General features: G+C 73.3%; 12 protein-coding genes. 7 read left to right on the top strand and 5 right to left on the bottom strand.

Annotated features, from left to right (window positions below):
* The first annotated feature begins 162 nt into the window (after positions 1-162).
* Together Q7W82_RS03885 and Q7W82_RS03880 are read left to right on the top strand one after the other, a co-directional pair.
* A complete protein-coding gene (locus Q7W82_RS03885) occupies positions 163-2451 on the top strand; it encodes a YadA-like family protein (protein ID WP_242157097.1) in 2289 nt (762 codons plus the stop codon).
* 66 nt (positions 2452-2517) lie between these two features.
* Positions 2518-4401: a S8 family peptidase gene (locus Q7W82_RS03880; protein WP_353949510.1), complete on the top strand. Its 1884-nt coding sequence runs from the start codon at positions 2518-2520 to the stop codon at positions 4399-4401.
* Positions 4402-4694: 293 nt separating this feature from the next.
* Here Q7W82_RS03880 and Q7W82_RS03875 read toward each other — a convergent pair whose 3' ends face one another.
* Entirely contained in the window at positions 4695-8012 is a 3318-nt protein-coding gene (locus tag Q7W82_RS03875; RefSeq protein ID WP_242157101.1) for an ankyrin repeat domain-containing protein, read from the bottom strand.
* The gene (locus Q7W82_RS03870) at positions 8005-8265 is read right to left on the bottom strand and encodes a YcgL domain-containing protein (protein ID WP_017909431.1); all 261 of its coding nucleotides are present in this window, start codon (positions 8263-8265) and stop codon (positions 8005-8007) included. The genes Q7W82_RS03875 and Q7W82_RS03870 overlap by 8 nt, the downstream gene beginning before the upstream one ends.
* Positions 8266-8483: 218 nt before the next feature.
* Here Q7W82_RS03870 and Q7W82_RS03865 point away from each other — a divergent pair, with 218 nt between their 5' ends.
* From Q7W82_RS03865 to Q7W82_RS03845, 5 genes are all read left to right on the top strand, one after another.
* Entirely contained in the window at positions 8484-9683 is a 1200-nt protein-coding gene (locus tag Q7W82_RS03865) for a beta-ketoacyl-[acyl-carrier-protein] synthase family protein (RefSeq protein ID WP_242157103.1), read from the top strand.
* Between the two features lie 8 nt (positions 9684-9691).
* Complete coding sequence (locus Q7W82_RS03860) at positions 9692-10468, top strand: beta-ketoacyl synthase chain length factor (RefSeq protein WP_242157106.1); 777 nt, start codon at positions 9692-9694, stop codon at positions 10466-10468.
* A complete protein-coding gene (locus tag Q7W82_RS03855) occupies positions 10465-11286 on the top strand; it encodes a glycosyltransferase family 2 protein (protein ID WP_242157107.1) in 822 nt (273 codons plus the stop codon). The genes Q7W82_RS03860 and Q7W82_RS03855 overlap by 4 nt, the downstream gene beginning before the upstream one ends.
* The gene (locus Q7W82_RS03850; protein ID WP_242157117.1) at positions 11283-12908 is read left to right on the top strand and encodes a tryptophan 7-halogenase; all 1626 of its coding nucleotides are present in this window, start codon (positions 11283-11285) and stop codon (positions 12906-12908) included. The genes Q7W82_RS03855 and Q7W82_RS03850 overlap by 4 nt, the downstream gene beginning before the upstream one ends.
* A gap of 209 nt (positions 12909-13117) precedes the next feature.
* Positions 13118-14797, top strand: coding sequence for a tannase/feruloyl esterase family alpha/beta hydrolase (locus Q7W82_RS03845; RefSeq protein ID WP_242157131.1), 1680 nt, complete (start codon positions 13118-13120; stop codon positions 14795-14797).
* 61 nt (positions 14798-14858) lie between these two features.
* On the opposite strand, the gene fabG is transcribed toward Q7W82_RS03845, so the two are convergent.
* From fabG to Q7W82_RS03830, 3 genes are all read right to left on the bottom strand, one after another.
* Positions 14859-15596, bottom strand: a complete 738-nt coding sequence (gene fabG / locus Q7W82_RS03840) for a 3-oxoacyl-ACP reductase FabG (protein WP_242157133.1) — start codon at positions 15594-15596, stop codon at positions 14859-14861.
* A gap of 150 nt (positions 15597-15746) precedes the next feature.
* A complete protein-coding gene (locus Q7W82_RS03835) occupies positions 15747-16178 on the bottom strand; it encodes a phosphotransferase (protein WP_242158329.1) in 432 nt (143 codons plus the stop codon).
* 4 nt (positions 16179-16182) lie between these two features.
* Positions 16183-18540 carry an MMPL family transporter gene (locus Q7W82_RS03830; RefSeq protein WP_242157135.1) on the bottom strand — a complete coding sequence of 786 codons (2358 nt, stop codon included), beginning with the start codon at positions 18538-18540 and terminating at the stop codon, positions 16183-16185.
* Positions 18541-18639: the final 99 nt, after the last annotated feature.

Genomic DNA, 18639 nt, shown 5'->3' with positions numbered 1-18639 from the left:
GACGGAACGCGCCTGGGGACGACGGCGCGGCTCCCAGATCACTCCTGACCGATGCGGAGGCGCACACGCGCCGCCGACGTCACCTTCTGCCCTGCCGTTTCCCAGCCCGAGATCGCCATGAACGATTGCACTTCCCCGCGCGGCGCCGCCGCCCGTCATCCAATGCCCCGTGCGACCAGCACCCTGGCCCTGGCCTGCGCACTGTGCCTGACCTCGACGGCGATGGCGCAGACGCCCGCCACCACGACAACGGCGGCCGGCACGGCCCAGTCCACCGGCACCGACGCCACGGCCAGCGACGCCAGCGCTACCCCGGCCGCGACCACCTACGATCCCAGCGTCTACTTCAAGGCCACCGGCGGCGCCGACAGCAACGCCGGCGCCGAGGCCGACGGCGACGAAGCGCTGGCCGCCGGCGAGGCCGCCTCGGCGGTGGGGACAGGGGCCATCGCGCTCGGCGGCGGTGCGGTCGGTTATGCCAACCACGCGGTGGCGGTGGGCCACAACAGCCTGGCCACCGAGATCTCCACCACCGCCGTCGGCGGCATGCTCGATGTGGATTATTCGTACCTGTCCGGCGGCGTGACGATCCTGCAGCAGACCTCCGCCACCGGCATGGCCGCGACCGCACTGGGCGCCGGCGCGCAGGCCAGCGGCAAGTTCAACGTGGCCGCCGGTGCCGGCGCGATCGCCAGCGACCGTTCCAGCGTCGCCGTCGGCGGCCTCGTCGACGTGGGCGAAGACGGCTTGAGCAGTGAAGGCATGCAGTTGCAGGCGACCCAGGCCACCGGTCCGATGTCGACCGCGCTGGGCGGTGGCGCGCTGGCCACTGCCTACAGTTCCACCGCGGTCGGCGCCCTGGCCGAGGCCAGCGCCAACCGCACCGTGGCCGTGGGCTCCACCGCCGTGGCCAACCAGTACGCGGCCGTGGCCGTCGGCGCACAGAGCCAGGCCACCGCCGAGTGGGCGAGCGCCTTCGGCAACGGCGCGCGCGCCTGGGGCGCCCACAGCGTGGCCATGGGCGCCAGCGCGTTCGCACAGAGCGACGACGGCACGGCGGTCGGCCCGGCCGCGCTCGCCCTCGGCGTCGGCTCCACCGCGCTGGGCAACGGCTCCTGGGCTGGCGGCACCCGCAGCCTGGCCCTGGGCGGGGGAATGGTGTGGAACGGCGAGTTCTTCCGCGAGACCCCGGTGCTGTTCTACGACAGCATCGCCGTTGGCACCGGCGCGGACGTGTTCGGCGACCAGTCGATCGCGATCGGCCCCGGCGCCCGCGTCGGCAACTCGAAGTTCGTCAACGACCAAACGACCATCACCAACCGCAGCGTAGCGCTGGGCGCCGGCTCGGTCGCCGAACGCGACAACACCGTGTCCATCGGCGCGGCCGGCAGCGAGCGCCAGCTCACCAACCTGGCCGCCGGCACCCTGGACACCGATGCGGTCAACCTGGCGCAGCTGCGCAACGTCGCCGCCGCATTCGGCGCCGGCAGCGTGGTCGACGCCAACGGCACCCTGATCGGCGGCAACTACCTGGTGCAGGGCAACCACTACACCGACCTGGGCTCGGCGATGGGTGCGCTGGACACCGCGCTGACCGGCTTCGGCAACCGCCTGAACACCCTCGGCGGCTCCGGCGGCATCAGCGTCGGCGACGGCGGCGGCGCGGCCACCGCGCCCAGCACCGGTGCCGGCACCAATGCCGTGGCCGTGGGCTCCGGGGCCACCGCCAACGGCAACAACGGCCTGGCGATGGGCGCGCAGGCGCTGGCCTACGGCCCCAACGACACCGCCATCGGCGGCAACGCCACGGTCAACGCCGACGGCAGTACCGCGGTCGGCGCCAACGCCCGCGTCGCCGCGGTGGCGACCAATGCGGTGGCGCTGGGCGAAAGCGCCAACGCGTCGGCGGCCTCGGCCACCGCGCTGGGCCAGGGCGCTTCGGCCAGCGCCGCGAACTCGGTGGCGCTTGGCCAGGGCGCGGTCGCCAACCGCGCCAACACGGTGTCGGTGGGCAGCGCCGGCAACGAGCGCCAGGTCGCCAACGTCGCCGCCGGCAGCGCCGACACCGACGCGGTCAACGTGGCGCAGATGCGCGCGGGCAACAGCGCCACCCTGAGCAGTGCCAACGCCTACACCAACACCCGCATCACCGCGCTGGACGACAGCTTCAACCAGTTGCGCACCGACACCGAACACCGCCTCGACGGCATGGACCGGCGCATGGACAAGCTGGGCGCGATGAGCGCGGCGATGCTCAACATGGCGGTCAACGCCGCCGGCACGCAGAGCCCGCGCGGGCGCGTGTCGGTCGGCGCCGGCTTCCAGGGCGGGCAGCAGGCGCTGTCGGTCGGCTACGCCCGCAAGCTCGGCGAGCGCGCCTCGTTCAGCCTGGGCGGCGCCTTCAGCAGCGGCGAGTCCTCGGCCGGCATCGGCGTGGGCATTGACCTGTGACCCAACGCGGCGCCGCGTGCGCCGCCGTTTTCTTTCTTCTCACTTCTCTTCCAGGATCTGCAGATGATGTCTTCCAATTCGCTCGCCGCTGCCCTCGCCGCCATCCTGTTCGCCGGCGCCGCGCAGGCGGCCACGCCCACCATCGGCCTGGGGGGCGTGCACGGCCCGGTGCCGCAATCGGCCACCCCTGGCGACCTGGGGCAGCGCTTCATCGTCAAGACTCGCGACGGCGGCACCCAGGCGCGCAGCCTGCTCGCCACCACCCTGAGCAGCGCGGTGGCGCGCAGCGGCATGCAGCGCGCGCAGATCGCCAGCAACGGCCTGACGCTGCGCAGCGCGGTCAGCGCCAAGGTGCTGCGCGACATGGCGGTGCCGGGCTGGCACGTGGTGCAGACCTCGCGTCACCTCAGCGACAGCGAACGCACCGCCTTCATCAACGAACTCAAGGCCGACCCGTCGGTGGTGTCGGTGCAGGTCGACCGCCTGTACCGGCGCCTGGACGAGGCCAGCGTGCGCCTGCCGGCGGCGATGGCGGCCGCCGCCTCCACCACGCCCAACGATCCGGCCTACGCCAAGCTGCAGTGGAACTTCCACGACCCGGTCGGCGGGGTCAACGCCGAAGCCGCCTGGACCCGCTCCACCGGCAAGGGCGTGGTGGTGGCGGTGGTCGACACCGGCGTGGTCAAGGACAACCCGGACCTGGCCGCCAACGTGCTGCCCGGCTACGACATGATCACCGACCACCGCGTCTCGCGCCGCGACACCGACGGCCGCGCGGCCGGCGGCTACGATCTGGGCGACTGGGTCGAGGCCGACTACTGCAATGCGCTGGGCGGGTCCGGCAACGCCGCGGAGCCGAGCTCGTGGCACGGCAGCCATGTCTCCGGCACCATCGCCCAGGTCACCAACAACAACCTGGCCACCGCCGGCCTGGCCTACGACGCCAAGATCGTGCCGGTGCGCGTGCTCGGCTCCTGCGGCGGCTTCGGCAGCGACATCGCCGACGGCATGCTGTGGGCCGCGGGCCTGCCGGTGGCCGGCCTGCCGACCAATCCGAACCCGGCCGAGGTGATCAACATGAGCCTGGGCAGCGGTGGCCCGGACACCTGCCCGCAGATCTACCAGGACGCGATCGACCAGATCAACGCCAAGGGCACGATCATCGTGGTCGCCGCCGGCAACTCCAATGCCGATGCCGGGACCTACACCATGTCGTCCTGCAACGGCGTCATCAGCGTCGGCGCCTCGCGGGTCAATGGCGGCCGCGCCAGCTACTCCAACTACGGCACCCGCGTGGACATTGCCGCGCCGGGTGGCGGCGGCGACGTCGACGGCAACCCGAACGGCTACATCTTCCAGGTGCTCAACGGCGGCACCCAGAGCCCGACCAGCGACTGGCAGATCGGCGGCATGGCCGGCACCTCGATGGCGTCCCCGCACGTGGCCGCGGCGGTGGCGATGGTGCAGAGCGTGGCCAAGACCCCGCTCAGCTGGACCGGCATGCGCGACCTGCTGCGCGCCAGCGCGCGGCCGTTCCCGGTGGCGATCCCGACCACCACGCCGATCGGCGCCGGCATCCTGGACATCGACATGCTGCTGCAGATGGCCACCACCCCGCCGTGCGATCCCTCGGACAGCAGCTGCGTGCCGCCGACCAAGACCCTGGTCAACAAGGTCGAGATGCGTGGTGTCGGCAGCCAGGGCGGCGACAGGCTGTACAGCTTCCAGGCCGCGGCCGGCACGGTGGTGAGCTTCATGACCTTCGGCGGCACCGGCAACGTGGCGATGTACGTGTCGGCGGGCAAGACGCCGACCAGCAGCAGCTACGACGCGCGGTCCACCCGTGCCGGCACCACGCAGACGGTGCGCCTCACTCCGTCCAGCGCCACGACCTACTACGTGCGCCTGAGCGGCAGCTACAGCGGCCTGACCGTGGTGGCGCGGCAGTAACGCCAAACCGCGCGGCGGTGCCGCTTGCCGCCGCGCCACGTGCGCGGGAGGCGGCCCTCCCGCAGCGGTTCCGACAGCAGCGACGTACCCACCATGACGCACTCGCCCGCCCTCCGGCGGGCATTTTTTTGGGCGCTGCGGCGCACCGCGCTGCCGCAAGCCCCCTCTCCCACCAGGAGAGGGATCGGGGTGAGGGTGCGGCACGAGACGCGGTGCAATGGGCGAGGCGCGGCGGCGCCCTCCCCTCATCCGGCCCTCAGGGCCACCTTCTCCCGCTGGGAGAAGGAAGAGCGCTAGCGGCTCTCGCGCAGGAACCGCGCCATCGACGACACCCCCGGCAGCGCCGGCTGGAACTGCCCGGCGACGTCGACGAAGCCGCGCATCACCGCGATCTCGCGCGGGGTGCGGTTCAAGGTGTCGCGCAGTTCCGGATCGGCGCCGGCGCGCAGCAGGCGCTGCACCAGCAGCGGCAGGCCGTGCAGCGCGGCCAGGTGCAGCGGGCCGAAGCCGCGCGGATCCTGCACCTCCAGGCTGACGTCCTCGTCGAGCAGGCGCTCGACGCCGGCCAGCACCACCGGCTCCTCACAGGCCGTGCCCGGTTCGGCGCGCGCGCCCAGCAGCAACAGCAGCGGCGTCACCCCGCCGGCGGAGCCGCGGTCGGCCTCGGCGCCGGCCAGCAGCAAGGTGTCCAGCAACGCCAGCAGGCGCGTCTTGTCGCGCGCGGTGAAGCCGTACAGCGCCGCGCAGTGCAGCGGCGCCAGTTGCTGGGCGTCGCCGGCATGCACGTCGGCACCGGCGGCCAGCAGCCGCGCGGCGATGTCGGGCAGGCCCAGCGCGCAGGCCAGCATCAGCACGGTGACCCCGCCGGGCAGGCGGTGTTCGATCTGCGCGCCGGCCTGCAGCAGGGCGGCGACGATCTCGGTCTGGCGCATGCTCACCGCCGCCGACAGCGGCGTGGCGCCACTGGCCGCGGCGTGCTGCAGATCGGCGCCGCGCGACAGCAGCAGCTTCACCGCTGCGGCATGGCCACCGCCGGCAGCGCGCAGCAGCGCGGTGCAGCCCTGCGCGTCCACCGCATCCACCGGCAGGCCCAGGTCGATCAGGCGGCGGATCGCCTCGGCATCGCCGACCATCGCCGCGGCCGGCACGTCGGCCTCGCGCAGCGGGCGCCGCGGCAGCGGCCAGGTGCGCCAGTCCAGCCAGTCGGCCAGGTCGCGGCGGCCGCTGGCCAGGGCCACGCCGAGCGGGGTCTGGCCGTCGGCGGCGCGCGCGTCCGGCGAAGCGCCTTGCTGGATCAGCAGTTTCAGCGAGGCCTCGCGGCCCAGCGCAGCGGCCAGGTGCAGCGCGGTCATGCCGTGGCTGTCGCGGGCCTCGCGGTCGGCGCCGCGCTCGAGCAGTTGCAGTTGCAGGCGCAGCCAGCCCAGCCGCACCGCCAGCGACAGCGGCGGATCGCCGGCCGGCGACGGCGCGAACGGATCGGCGCCACGCTCGAGCAGTTCCAGGGCGAACTGTTCCAGAGCGCGCGAGGCGTGATCGTGCTGGGCGCAGGCGGCGAGCAGGCGGGTCAGGCCGCCGCGGCCGGCCGGCGACACGCCGTGGCGCAGCATCGCCTGCAGGCTGGGCACCGCCTCCACGCCACGCGAGAGCAGCGCGAACATCGGGGTATCGCCACAGGCATCGAGCACCTCCGGCTCGGCGCCGTGCGCCAGCAGCCAGTCCACCGCCTGCGCGTTCAGCGCCAGCGGCGCATCGTGCAGCAGCGCGCCCAGTTCCTCGGCCGCGCACAGCCGCGCCAGCGCGGCCAGGCCGCCGCGCGGCTGGCCCAGTTGCAGGCCTTCGCGCAGCAGTTCCAGCGGCGGCCGGTCGGGCAGGCCGGCGGGGCCGGTCTCGCCCTGGCCGTCGCTGACCGCGGCCGGCAGCGGATAGTCCGGGTCCAGCGCGGACACGATCGCCCAGCGCCCGGCCTCGGCGGCCAGGTCGACCGCGCGGCGGCCGCTCTGGTCCGGCTGCGCCGGCGCCACGCCCAGCTCCAGCAGGCGCCGGATCAGGCCGGGGGCGACGTGATCGGCGGTGCAAGCCAGCAGGATCGCGTTGCGGCCGTCGCCATCGACCGCAACCACGTCCGGCTTGTGCGGCAGCAGCCGTTCCAGCACCGCCACGCGGCCGTGGCGGGCGGCTTCCAGCCACGGCGTGCGGCCCAGCGCGTCGCGCGCTTCCAGGTTGGCGCCAGCGCCGAGCAGGGCCTGCACGATCTCCACGTGGCCGGCCTGCGCCGCCTCGTGCAGCGCGCTGCGGCGCTGGCGATCGCGCGCATCGACCCGCGCCTTGTGCTTGAGCAGCAACTGCACGCCGGCCGGATCGTCTTCCTCGGTGCCGGCGGCGGCCAGCAGCACCGGGCTGGCGTCGGCCGGCTCCGGCTTGGCGCCGCGCTCGAGCAGGAACTTGGCCATGCGCCAGTTGCCGACCTGGCAGGCCACCGCCAGCGGGGTCAGGCCGTCGCGGTTGGCCGCGTCCAGTTCGGCGGCGGCGTCGCGCAGCAGCGCGGCCACGCCCGGGTCGGAACTGCGCGCGGCGTGATGCAGCGGGGTGTTGCCGTCGCCGTCGCTGGCGCGCGGGTCGGCGCCGTTGGCGAGCAGGGTCATCACCGCTTCCGGGCGGCCGTGCCAGCTGTCGCGGGTGGCGGCCAGCAGCGGGGTCATGCCCAGGTGCGGGCGATTGACGTCGACCCCGCGCACGATCAGTTCGCGCAGCAGGCGCAGGTCCGGCAGCACCGCGGCCAGCACCGGCAGGCTGCGCTGGTCGCGCCACTCGGCAGCGGGCAGCGCATGCGGATCGGCACCGGCCTGCAGCAACTGCAGCGCGCGGTCGACGCGGCCGCCGCGGGCAGCGTCGTACAGCGCCGCATGCAATTCGTCCTGTGCGGGCGCCGGCTCGTCGGCGCGCGGCGCGGTGTTGGCGCTCAGTTCGGCGAACAGGTCGGCGGAGGACACCGGCGGGGTCAGCGTCTGCGGCGGTGCCACCCGTTGCAGGCCGGCATGCAGCAGCGGCGACAGCAGCGCATAGGCCAGCGCCAGCGGCCAGCGCGCAGCGGCGGCGAGCAGTCCCGGCCAGGCCAGCACCACGCCGAGCCCGGCCAGCACCAGCACCAGCGCGGCCACCGCCAGTCCGCGCCAGGCCTGCACGTCCTGCTGCGCCAGCGCGTGCCAGCGCGCGCCCAGCGCGCCGTCCTCGCCGTCGCTGGCGTGCCACAGCGGCCAGGTCCGCCACAGGCCGAGCAGTGCGGCACTGGCGGCCACGCTCAGCGCCAGCGCGGCCGCCAGGCTGCCGCTGTCGTGCAGGGCCGCCAGCGGCCAGGCCACCAGCACCGCGACCAGCACCATGCCGCCGGCCCACAGCGCCAGCAGCGGCGCCACCGCGCCGATCAGCTCGCGCGCGGCACGCGGACGCGGCCGGCTGCCGCGGTGCCAGGACAGCGCCAGCGCGAACGCCGGCTGCGCCAGCCAGGCGCCCAGGGCGGCGGCCAGCGGGCCGAATCCGGCGGCCAGCGCCAGCACCGCACCCAGCGCGGCGGCGAGCATCGGCGCGCGCGCGCGGAGAAAGGAGTCAGTCATCGTGTCGATCGGTGGTGCCGGGCAGAGACGGCGGCAATTGCAGATGGAAGCCGCAGCCGGCGAGGTTGGCGCGCACCGCGGCCGGATCGGCGCGGGCCAGCGTGCGTTCGGCGGTCAACGCCACCTCGAGCACGAACGCCAGCGGCTGCAGCGACGCCAGCAGCGCCGGCGGCAACCGGCCGAAGTCGTCGCGGGCGGCGAGATACAGATAGGTGTCCGGCTTGCGTTGGCTTTTGTAGACGTAGGCTTGCATGCCCGTGGCGTGCGCCTGGCGTGGAAAGGCAAGCGATTGTGGAGGAAATGCGCCAGCGGCGAAAGCGCACGCCGGCCGTGCGCTGAACGGATCCAGGGCAAGCGCGCCATTCACGTTCGCGTCGTTGGCGTTTCACGGCATGACCGAATGCGTCGATATACTGCGGTAATTGTCCTTGTATGGAATACCGCGTGACCGAAGCGTCCTCGTCGCCCCGCATGGCTCCCGTGGCCATCCGTGCCTACACCGCGACCAATGCGCTCGGCAGCGGACTGCAGGCCCAGGCCGCGGCGCTGCGCGAGGGCCGCAGCGGCCTGCGTCGCAACGATTTCGGTCCGCAACCGCTGGAATGCTGGATCGGCCGGGTGGACGGGCTGGAAACCGCCGCGCTGCCGGATGCCCTGGCCGCATGGGAATGCCGCAACAATCGCCTGGCCTGGCTGGCGCTGCAGCAGGACGGCATGGCCGACGCGGTCGCCGCCGCGGCGCAGCGGCATGGCGCCGACCGGGTGGCGGTGGTGATGGGCACCTCCACCTCCAGCATCGGCGCCAGCGAGGAGGCCTACACCCGGCTCGATCACGATGCGGACGGCCCGCGCCTGCCCGCCGACCTGGATCGGCCGATCGTGCACACCCCGCATTCGCTCGGCGACTTCGTGCGCGCCGCCACCGGCCTGCGCGGCCCGTGCATCACCGTCGCCACCGCCTGCTCGTCCAGCGCCAAGGTGTTCGCCCAGGCGGCGCGGCTGATCGCCGCCGGCGTGGTCGATGCGGCGCTGGTCGGCGGCGTGGACACGCTGTGCGGCAGCGTGCTGTTCGGCTTCAACTCGCTGCAGGTGGTGTCGCCGGAGCCGTGCCGGCCGTTCGACGTGCGCCGGGTCGGGCTGTCGCTGGGCGAGGCCGGCGGCTACGCGCTGCTGGAACGCGCCGATGCCGCCGACGCGCCGCCGGCGCAGGCGCTGCTGTGCGGCTACGGCGAATCCAGCGATGCCCACCACATGTCCGCGCCGCATCCGCAGGGGCTGGGCGCCGGCCTGGCGATGCGCGGCGCGCTGCAACGTGCCGGGGTGGATCCGGCCGAGGTCGGGTATCTGAACCTGCACGGCACCGCGACCCCAGCCAACGACAGCGTCGAGGCCGCCGCGGTGGCGGCGCTGTTCCCGCCAACCCTGCACGCCAGTTCGACCAAGGCCTGGACCGGGCACACGCTCGGCGCCGCCGGCATCGTCGAGTCGGTGTTCGCCCTGCTGGCGCTGCGCGACGGCCTGCTGCCCGGCACCCTCAACAGCGAACTGCCCGATCCCGCCTGCGGCCCGCAGATCCGCTTCGCCACCGCCCATGCACAGGTCCGCTACGCCATGAACAACTCCTTCGGCTTCGGCGGCAACAACTGCTCGCTGCTGTTCGGCCGCGCATGAACATGCCGATGCTGAGCGCGACGATCGAAGGCATTGGTTTCTGGGCGCCCGGGCTGCCGTCGTGGACGCTGGCGCAGGCGTTCGCCCGCGGCGAAGGCGTGCTGCAGGAGACGCCGGCACGGCCGTCGCCGCAGTTGTTGGCGCCCAACGAGCGCCGCCGCGCGCCGGACACCGTGGCGGTGTCGCTGGACGCGGCGCTGGCCGCCTGCCAGCACGCCGGCCGCGACCCGGCCACGCTGCCGTCGGTGTTCACCTCCACCCACGGCGACCTGGCGATCACCGACTACATGTGCACCACCCTGGCCAGCGAACCGCTGTCGGTCTCGCCGACCAAGTTCCACAACTCGGTGCACAACGCCGCCGCCGGCTACTGGACCATCGGCGCCGGCGCCACCGCCGCGGCGACCGCGATCAGTGCGCACTCGGGCAGCTTCGCGCAGGGCCTGCTGGAAGCGCTGTCGCAACTGGCCGCGGGCGAAGACGCAGTGCTGCTGGTCGGCTACGACAGCCGCTCGGTGGGCGCGCTGGGCCGCATCGCGCGCAGCGAAGGCCTGCTCGGCGGTGCGCTGGTGCTGAGCGCCGGCACGCGCGACGGCAAGCCGCAGCTCCACGCGCAGTTGCGCGACGGCACCGCCCCGGCCGGCGATGGCGCGCTGGCGCGGCACGCCGCGGGCAACGCGATGGCGCCGATGCTGCCGCTGTTCGACGCGCTGGCGCTGGGCGGCAGCGGCTGCGTGCTCGACGCCGGCGGCGGCCGCTGCCTGCAGGTGGAGCTGCGCGCATGAGCCGCACGCCGCTGACCGCCGCCGACGCCGCGATCCTGATTCCGGCCCTGAACGAACGGCTGCGCATCCGCGAGGTGGTCAGCGCCGCGCTGGCACACTGCCCGCGGGTAATCGTGGTCGACGACGGCTCCGACGACGGCACCAGCGACTGCATCGCCGACCTGCCGGTGACCCTGCTGCGCCATCCGCAACGCCGCGGCAAGGGGGCGGCACTGCGCAGCGGCTTCGCCGAGGCGCAGCGCCAGGGCGCGCGCGCGGTGATGACCATGGACGGCGACGGCCAGCACAGCGCCGCCGACTTCCCGCGGCTGCTGGCCGCGGCCAACCGCCATCCCGGCTGCGTGATCGTGGGCGCGCGCCTGCGCAAGCGCGCCAGCCAGCCGCCGATCCGCCGCATCGGCAACGATTTCGGCGACTGGGGCATCGCCTGGGGCTGCGGCTTCCGCCTGGTCGACAGCCAGAGCGGCCAGCGCCTGTATCCGCAGTCGGTCTACACCCTGCCCGACGTGCCCGGCGAAGGCTTCGTGTTCGAGGCGCAGCTGCTGATCTCCGCGGCGCGCCAGGCCGGCGCGCGGGTGGTGGCGGTGCCGATCGAGACCCGCTACGCCAACCAGACCCCCGGCACGTTCCGCAAGAGCCACTTCCGGCTGGTGCGCGATCTGTGGAAGATCACCTCGCACGTGATCGTGCAGGTATGGACCTATGGGCACGTGGTACGCGAGTACCGACGCACCCGCGCCAACCCGGTGCTGATCGACGACGCCGACGGCACCCTCGACACGGCCCCCCTGGCCGTCGCCAAGGAAAAGACGACATGAATGCAGCGCAGGCGGATGTGGCGATTCTGGGCGGCGGGCTGGCCGGACTGACCCTGGCGCTGCAGTTGCGCCAGCGCGACCCGCAACTGCGCATCCGCGTGCTGGAACGGCGCGCGCACCCGGTGCGCGAGGCCGCCTTCAAGGTCGGCGAATCCTCGGTGGAGATCGGCGCGCACTACTTCGCCGAAGTGCTGGGCCTGCGCGAGCACCTGGATGCCGAACAGATCCGCAAGTTCGGCTTCCGCTTCTTCTTCTCCGACGGGCGCGCGGACATCGACCAGTGCACCGAGCTGGGCGTGAGCCAGTTGCTGCCAACCCCGTCGTGGCAGATCGACCGCGGCCGCTTCGAGAACTTCCTCGGGCAGCGCGCGCGCGAGATGGGCGTGGAATTCCTCGACGGCAGCACGGTACGCGGCGTCGACCTGGCCGAGGACGACGGCGAGCACTGCGTGCGCTACAGCCGCGACGGCGTCGACGCCCACCTGCAGGCGCGCTGGGTGATCGACGCCAGCGGCCGCGCCGGCCTGCTCAAGCGCAAGCTCGGCCTGGCCCAGGACAACGCACACCAGGCCAACGCGGTGTGGTGGCGAGTGGACGGGCTGGTCGATCCCAACGGCTGGTCGCAGGACAGCGCCTGGCTGCAGCGCTGCACGCCGCCGGACCGCTGGCGCTCGACCAACCACATGTGCGGCCCCGGCTACTGGTTCTGGCTGATCCCGCTGTCCTCCGGCGCGCATTCGCTGGGCATCGTCTGCGATGCCGCCCTGCATCCGCTGGAGACCATGAACACCCACGCCAAGGCGATGGACTGGCTGCGCACGCACCAGCCGCAGGTGGCCAGCACGCTGGAGCGCAGCGAACACACGGTGCAGGACTTCCTGTTCCTGCGCGACTTCTCCTACGGCTGCAAGCAGGTGTTCTCGGCGCAGCGCTGGGCGCTGACCGGCGAGGCCGGGGTGTTCCTGGACCCGTTCTATTCCCCGGGCAGCGACTTCATCGCCATCAGCAACACCTACATCTGCGAACTGATCGGGCGCGAGCGCGCCGGGCGCGACATCGCGCCGTATGCCGAGCTGTACCAGCAGCTGTACTTCTCGTTCTACGAGAACACCCTGACCCTCTACCAGGACCAGTACCCGCTGTTCGGCGACGCCCAGGTGATGCCGGTCAAGGTGATCTGGGACTACACCTACTACTGGTCGCTGCTGGCGCCGCTGTACTGCACCGACCGCATCGCCGACCTGGCGGTACTGGGCCGGCTGCGCCCAGCGCTGCAGCAGGCCCGCGCGCTCAACCTGGGCATGCAGGCGCTGCTGCGCGACTGGGGCGCGGCCAACCGCGCGCAGGCCGCGGCGGTGGCCGACGGGCGCCTGCTGGACCAGTACCTGATCGGCTGGTTCCACGAACTCAATCGCGCGCTGAGCGACCGGCTGGACGAGGCCGCGTTCGTCGCCCGCCTGCACGGCAACGTCGCGCGCATGGCGGAACTGGCCGGAGAGATCCTGGCGCGTGCCCGCCAGCAGCATCCCACGCTGGCCGACCACGGCCTGCTGGACGCCTGCCGCGATGCGGCGACGCCGCTGCCGGTGCTGTCGCCCGCCTGGTACGCGGACGCCGCCTGATCCACGCGCAGGGCCATGCCGCCCTGCAACAACACGCGCTCCGCCCGCCGTCGCAACATGCCCCGCGTGGGCCTCCATTGCGCGGCGCACGTCACACGGGGCGAATATCGCCCACGCATTCGTGTTTTCGCACGGGTGCCGGTTGACGCCCCGGCGCCACCGGCGCGACACAGGCCCGCCGCGCCCGGCGCGTCCCCCAGGAGAACTGCATGCGCTCCACGCTGCTCGCATTGGCCCTGCCACTGGCCGCTCTTGCCGCCACGTCCACCACCGCCCACGCGCAGGCGGCCCCGCGCGCACCGGCCACCCCGGCGCCGCTGCAACAATCCTGCGACGCGCTGGCGAGCCGGCTCGCCTATCCCGGCACCCGCTTCACCGCGGTGCGCAGCGTGGCCGCCGGCACTTTGCAAGTGGCCGGCCAGCCGATCGGCGCGCACTGCCAGATCACCGGCCTGATGCACGAACGGGTCGGCACGGACGGCCAGTCCTACGCGATCGGCTTCGAGATGCGCCTGCCGGCGGCGTGGAACGGGCGCTTCTTCTACCAGGCCAACGGCGGCCTGGATGGCAACGTGGTCCCCGCGCTCGGCGACATCGGCGGCGGCGGCCAGCGCGACAACCCGCTGCGCATGGGCTTTGCGGTCATCAGTTCCGATGCCGGGCACAGCAACGCGCAGAACCCGCTGTTCGGCCGCGATCCGCAGGCGCGCCTGGACTACGGCTACCAGGCGGTGCAGGCCCTGACCCCGATGGCCAAGCGCGTGGTGCAGATCGCCTACGGCAAGGCGCCGGACTACAGCTACTTCGGCGGCTGCTCCAACGGCGGCCGCCACGGCATGGTCGCCGCCGCGCGCGACGCGCAGGACTACGACGGCATCCTGGTCGGCGATCCCGGGTTCCACCTGCCCAAGGCGGCGATCGCCGACCTCGCCGCGGCCCAGCAACTGGCGGCGCTGGCCGGCGGCAGCGACACGCGCAGCGGCCTGACCGCGGCCGAGCGCAGCCTGGTGGCCGAGCGCATCGTCGCCACCTGCGATGCGCTGGACGGGGTGCGCGACGGCATGGTGCAGGACGTGCTCGCCTGCCAGCGCCGCTTCGACCTGAATCGCGACGTCGCCACCTGCGGCAGCGCCGGGCGCACCGGGCAATGCCTGACCCCGGCGCAGAAGCGCGCGCTCGGCGCCATCCACGCCGGCGTGCGCAACAGCGCCGGCACGCCGCTGTACGCGCCCTTCCCCTACGACCCGGGCATCGCCAGCGGCGACTGGGCCGGCTGGCGGCAGGACGCCTCGCTGACCCTGGTGCCCGGATCGGTGGCCTTCGGCTTCGTCACCCCGCCGGAGGATCCGGCGGTACTGCAGGACCTGAAGCGCTATGCGCTGCAGTTCGACATGGACCGCGACGCGCCGAAGATCTTCGCCACGGCCGGCGCCTTCCGCGAATCGGCCTGGTCGTACATGACCCCGCCGAACGAGACCCAGCTGACCACGCTGAAGAAGCGCGGCGGCAAGCTGCTGATCTACCACGGCACCGGCGACGGCATCTTCTCCTTCGCCGACACCGCGGCCTGGTACGACCGCCTGCGCACGGCCGATGCCGACGCCGCCAGCTACGCACGCCTGTTCGCGGTGCCGGCGATGGCCCATTGCGCCGGCGGACCGGCCACCGACCAGTTCGATGCGCTGAGCCCGCTGGTGGCCTGGGTCGAACAGGGCCAGGCGCCGGCCGCGATCATCGCCAACGCACGCGGCAGCGGCAGTGCCGCGCCCAATGCCGAGGTGCCGGCCAGCTGGAGCAGCCAGCGCAGCCGGCCGCTGTGCCCGTATCCGCAGGTGGCGCGCTACGTCGGCGGCGACGTGGAGGCGGCGTCCAGCTTCGTCTGCCGCTGAGCCCAGGCCGCGGTTGCGCCGCCGGCGTGGCGGCGCGACGCTCGCGTGGTCGTCCGTGCGGTCAGCCCATGCCGCCGTTGATGCCGATGACCTGGCCGTTGATGTAGGCGGCCGCGTCCGAGCACAGGAAGGCGACCAGCGCGGCCACTTCCTCCGGCTTGCCCGGGCGCCCGGCGGGGACCATCTGCTTGATTGTCTCCGGCGGGAATGCGCTCTCGGCCATCGCGCCCTGGATCACGCCCGGCGCGACCACGTTGACGCTGATCCCGCGGCTGGCCATTTCCCGCGCCAGCGAGAGGCTGGCGCCGTGCAGCGCGGCCTTGGCCGCGGCGTAGTTGGTCTGCCCGCGGTTGCCCAGCACCGCCGCCACCGAGGACACGCTGACGATGCGGCCCCAGCGCGTGCGCGCCATCGGCAGCAGCAGCGGCTGGGTGACGTGGAAGAAGCCGTGCAGCGAGACGTCGATGACCTTGTGCCACTGCGCCGCGCTCATGCCCGCCATCGGCGCGTCGTCGTGAATGCCGGCGTTGTTGACCAGCACCTGGATCGGGCCGGCCTCCAGTAGCGTCGCCAGCGCCTGCGCGCTGGCCTCGGCATCGGCCACGTCGAACGCCACCGCCTCGGCGCTGCCGCCGGCGGCGACGATCGCCTCCACCACTGCCGCCGCCCGCGCGACGTTGGCGTTGGCGTGCACGATCACGTGCAGGCCCTGCGCGGCCAGGGCGCGGCAGATCGCGCCACCAAGATCGCCGCTGCCGCCGGTGACCAGGGCACGGCGCGGTGCGGGGGATGCAGACATCGAAACTCCTCGGTCGCAATGGGATGGGCCGTCATCCTAACGGTTCATCTGCGCCCTCGTAGGCAAGGCGTCAGGCCCCACGACTTCCCGGGAAGACGCGTCGCGACGGAAAGGCACGTTGCGGCTGCAGCGCAGTAGCCGCCGACGCTGTCATGCCACGCGCAGCACCACCGTGGCGCGGCCCTCGGCCAGCAACTGCCCGGCATGGGTGATGCGGAAGGCGTACTGCTGGCTGTCCTCGGCCTGCAGCAGCACCTCGGCCTCGCCTTCGATCGGCTCGGCCAGGTCCTGCAGTTCGCTGACGTGCAACTGCACCCCACGCAGCGCCACCAGCATGCCCGGACGCACCGGGGTGTCGCTGGCGCGGCCGAGCAGGCCGCCGTGCACCGCCATCGCCTGCGCGCCGTATTCGCACAGGTGCAGCGCGTGCAGTCGGCCGCCGCTGCGCAGCGGATGCGCGGCCTGGCGATGCGCGCCGCTGCGCACCACCACGCGCTGCGCGTCCCAGGCCACCACCTCCTCCCACAGGCACATCAGGCCCTGGTGCGGCACCAGCGCGGCGATGGCCTCGCGTCCGTGCAAGGGTTCAGTGTGCATGGCGGCTCTCCAAGGCTTCGCTGACGGTCTCGCGCGAAATCAGCAGCGCCAGCACGAAATTGAACAGTACCCCCAGCGCCACGGTGCTGCCGATCGCACGCAGCACCGGGATGCTCGAGGCCGCCAGCAACGCGAACACCAGCAGGGTCATCAGGCTGCACACGATCAGCGCATGCAGGGTGCGCAACTGGTCGGCGCGGTCGTCGCCGGCGTGGTCGAAGAACAGCGCGTAGTCCAGGCCCAGGCCGGCGGCCAGGATCAGCGCGATCAGGTGGAACAGGTTCAGTTCGACCCCGCAGCCACGCAGGATCGCCAGGATCAGCAGCGTGGTCAGCGCCATCGGCAGCAGCACGCGCACGATCCGCCGCGGCGTGCGCAGGGCGATCGCCACGGTCAGCGCCAGCAGCACCGCGGCCACGCCCAGCGCGGCGAGCACGCGGCCGCGATAGGCGGCCACCAGCGACTCGGACGCGTCCTTCAGGTCCAGCAGCTGCGCGCCGCTGCCCTGCACCGCGCGCGCCAGCTGCGCCGGATCGCGCAGCCCGGTCAGCGACACCAGCGCGGTGGCACGGTCCGGGCGCTCCAGCAGCAGGCCGCCGACGGTGGTGGCCAGCGGCGTGCCGTGCAGGTCGCGCGCGGTCAGCAGCGGCGCGCTGCGCGCGACCTGCAGGTCGGCCAGGAACGGCGCGAAGGCGTCGGCGCGGAACGGCGTGGCGGCGACCGCCGCGGCGGTCATCGCCTGCGCCTGCGCCGGATCGGGCAAGGCGGCCTGGCGCCGGCGCTGGGTGGCGGCGCTGGGCAGGTAGCGCGCGGCCATGTCGTAGCCGGCCAGTTCGCCCTGCGCCACCAGCGCGTCCAGGCGCGGGCGCAGGCGTTCGGACGCGGCCAGCGCGGCCTCGGCGGAGGCGGCCGGCAGGGCCAGCACGTAGCGCACGTCGGGCGCGCCCAGTTCCTGGCGCAGGTGCGCGTCGCGGGCCAGGCCCTCGGCCGGCACCGGGGTCAGCTTGGACAGGTCGTTCTGCCAGAACGGCCCAGGCGCGAACACGATGACCGAGGCCGCCAGCAGCGCGAGCGGCAGCAGCGACCAGCGCGGCCGCGGCAGCCGCGCGATGCCGCGCCACAGCCGTTCCAGCAGTGGCGAGTCGGCATGGTCGCGCGGCGAGGGATCGATCAGCGCCGGCAGCAGCAGGCGCGTGGTCAGCGCCGCCACCAGCAGCCCGGCGATGGTGAACACCGCCAGCTGGCGCAGGCCGTCCACGCCGGAGAACAGGAAGGTGACGTAGGCGATGCAGGTGGAGACCACGCCGGTGGCCAGGGTCGGCCACAGATGGCGTGCGTTCTCGCGCGGGTCCAGGCCCGGGCGCTGATGGCTGAACAAGTGGATCGGGTAGTCCTGTACCACGCCGATCAGGGTGAAGCCGAACGCCACGGTGATGCCGTGCACGCCGTCGAACAGCTGCGCCACCGCGCCCAGCCCGGCCAGGCCGGCGCTGGCCAGCGGCAGCACGCCCAGCACCGGGATCTTCCAGCTGCGGTAGGCCACCAGCAGCAGCACGATCAGCCCCACCGTATCCAGGGTGCCGATCCACTGCGCCTCGTTCTGGGTACGCCCGCCGATCTCCACCGAGAACGCACCGGGACCGGTCAACGTCAGCTTGCTGCTGGTGCCGGCGCTGACCTTGGCGAAGGCGGCGTGGATGGCGTCCACGGCGCGCTGCTGGCCGGTGGGGTCGAAGCCGGCGGCGCGGGTCTGCGCCACCAGCAGCGCGTCCTTGCCGGCGCGGTCGAACCAGACCCCGTCGCGCTGCTGCGGGCCGCCGGCCGGCTGCAGGCGCTCGGCCAGGTGCAGCACTTCCAGGGTCGGATCGCGCGGCAGCAGCGGCTCCACCATCGCCGCCGCCGGCGAGCCCAGGTCCTGCAGCCGCGCCTGCAGCGCATCGCGCAAGGTCGGTGCATCCAGCGGCGTGGCGTCGAAGCTGTCGCTGAGCAGGTAGCGGTACGGCAGCAGGCGCGGCGGGATCGCATCCAGGCCGGCATCGGCGCCGTTGGCGACCAGTTCGAATACGGCGTGCTGGGCGGCCAGTTCCGCATGCAGCGCCTGCGACTGGCGCGCCAGCGTGGCCGCATCGGCCCCGGACAGCGACATCAGCAGCAGCCGCGAGCCGGGGCCTTCGCCGAGTTCGTCGAGCAGGAGTTTTTGCGCAGGGGTCTGCGCTTCCGGCATGAATTTGCGCAGATCGCCCGACACCTGCAGCGCGTTGCCCAGCCAGATCCCGGCCACGGTCAGCACAGCCAGCCACAACAGGGCCAGCGAGATGCGCATCTTCGAACTGAGGGCACGTGTCATCGCCGCGTTCCCGCGCATGCCTGCGCCGCGCGATCGGCGAGCGCGCGCACCGCCGTCAGGCCGGCAGCGCGCCGCCGGTCCTGCTCAACGCGTGCGGGG

The sequence above is a fragment of the Xanthomonas indica genome (genome assembly GCF_040529045.1).
Classification (GTDB): domain Bacteria; phylum Pseudomonadota; class Gammaproteobacteria; order Xanthomonadales; family Xanthomonadaceae; genus Xanthomonas_A; species Xanthomonas_A indica.
This window is presented reverse-complemented; position numbering and strand designations above follow the sequence as displayed.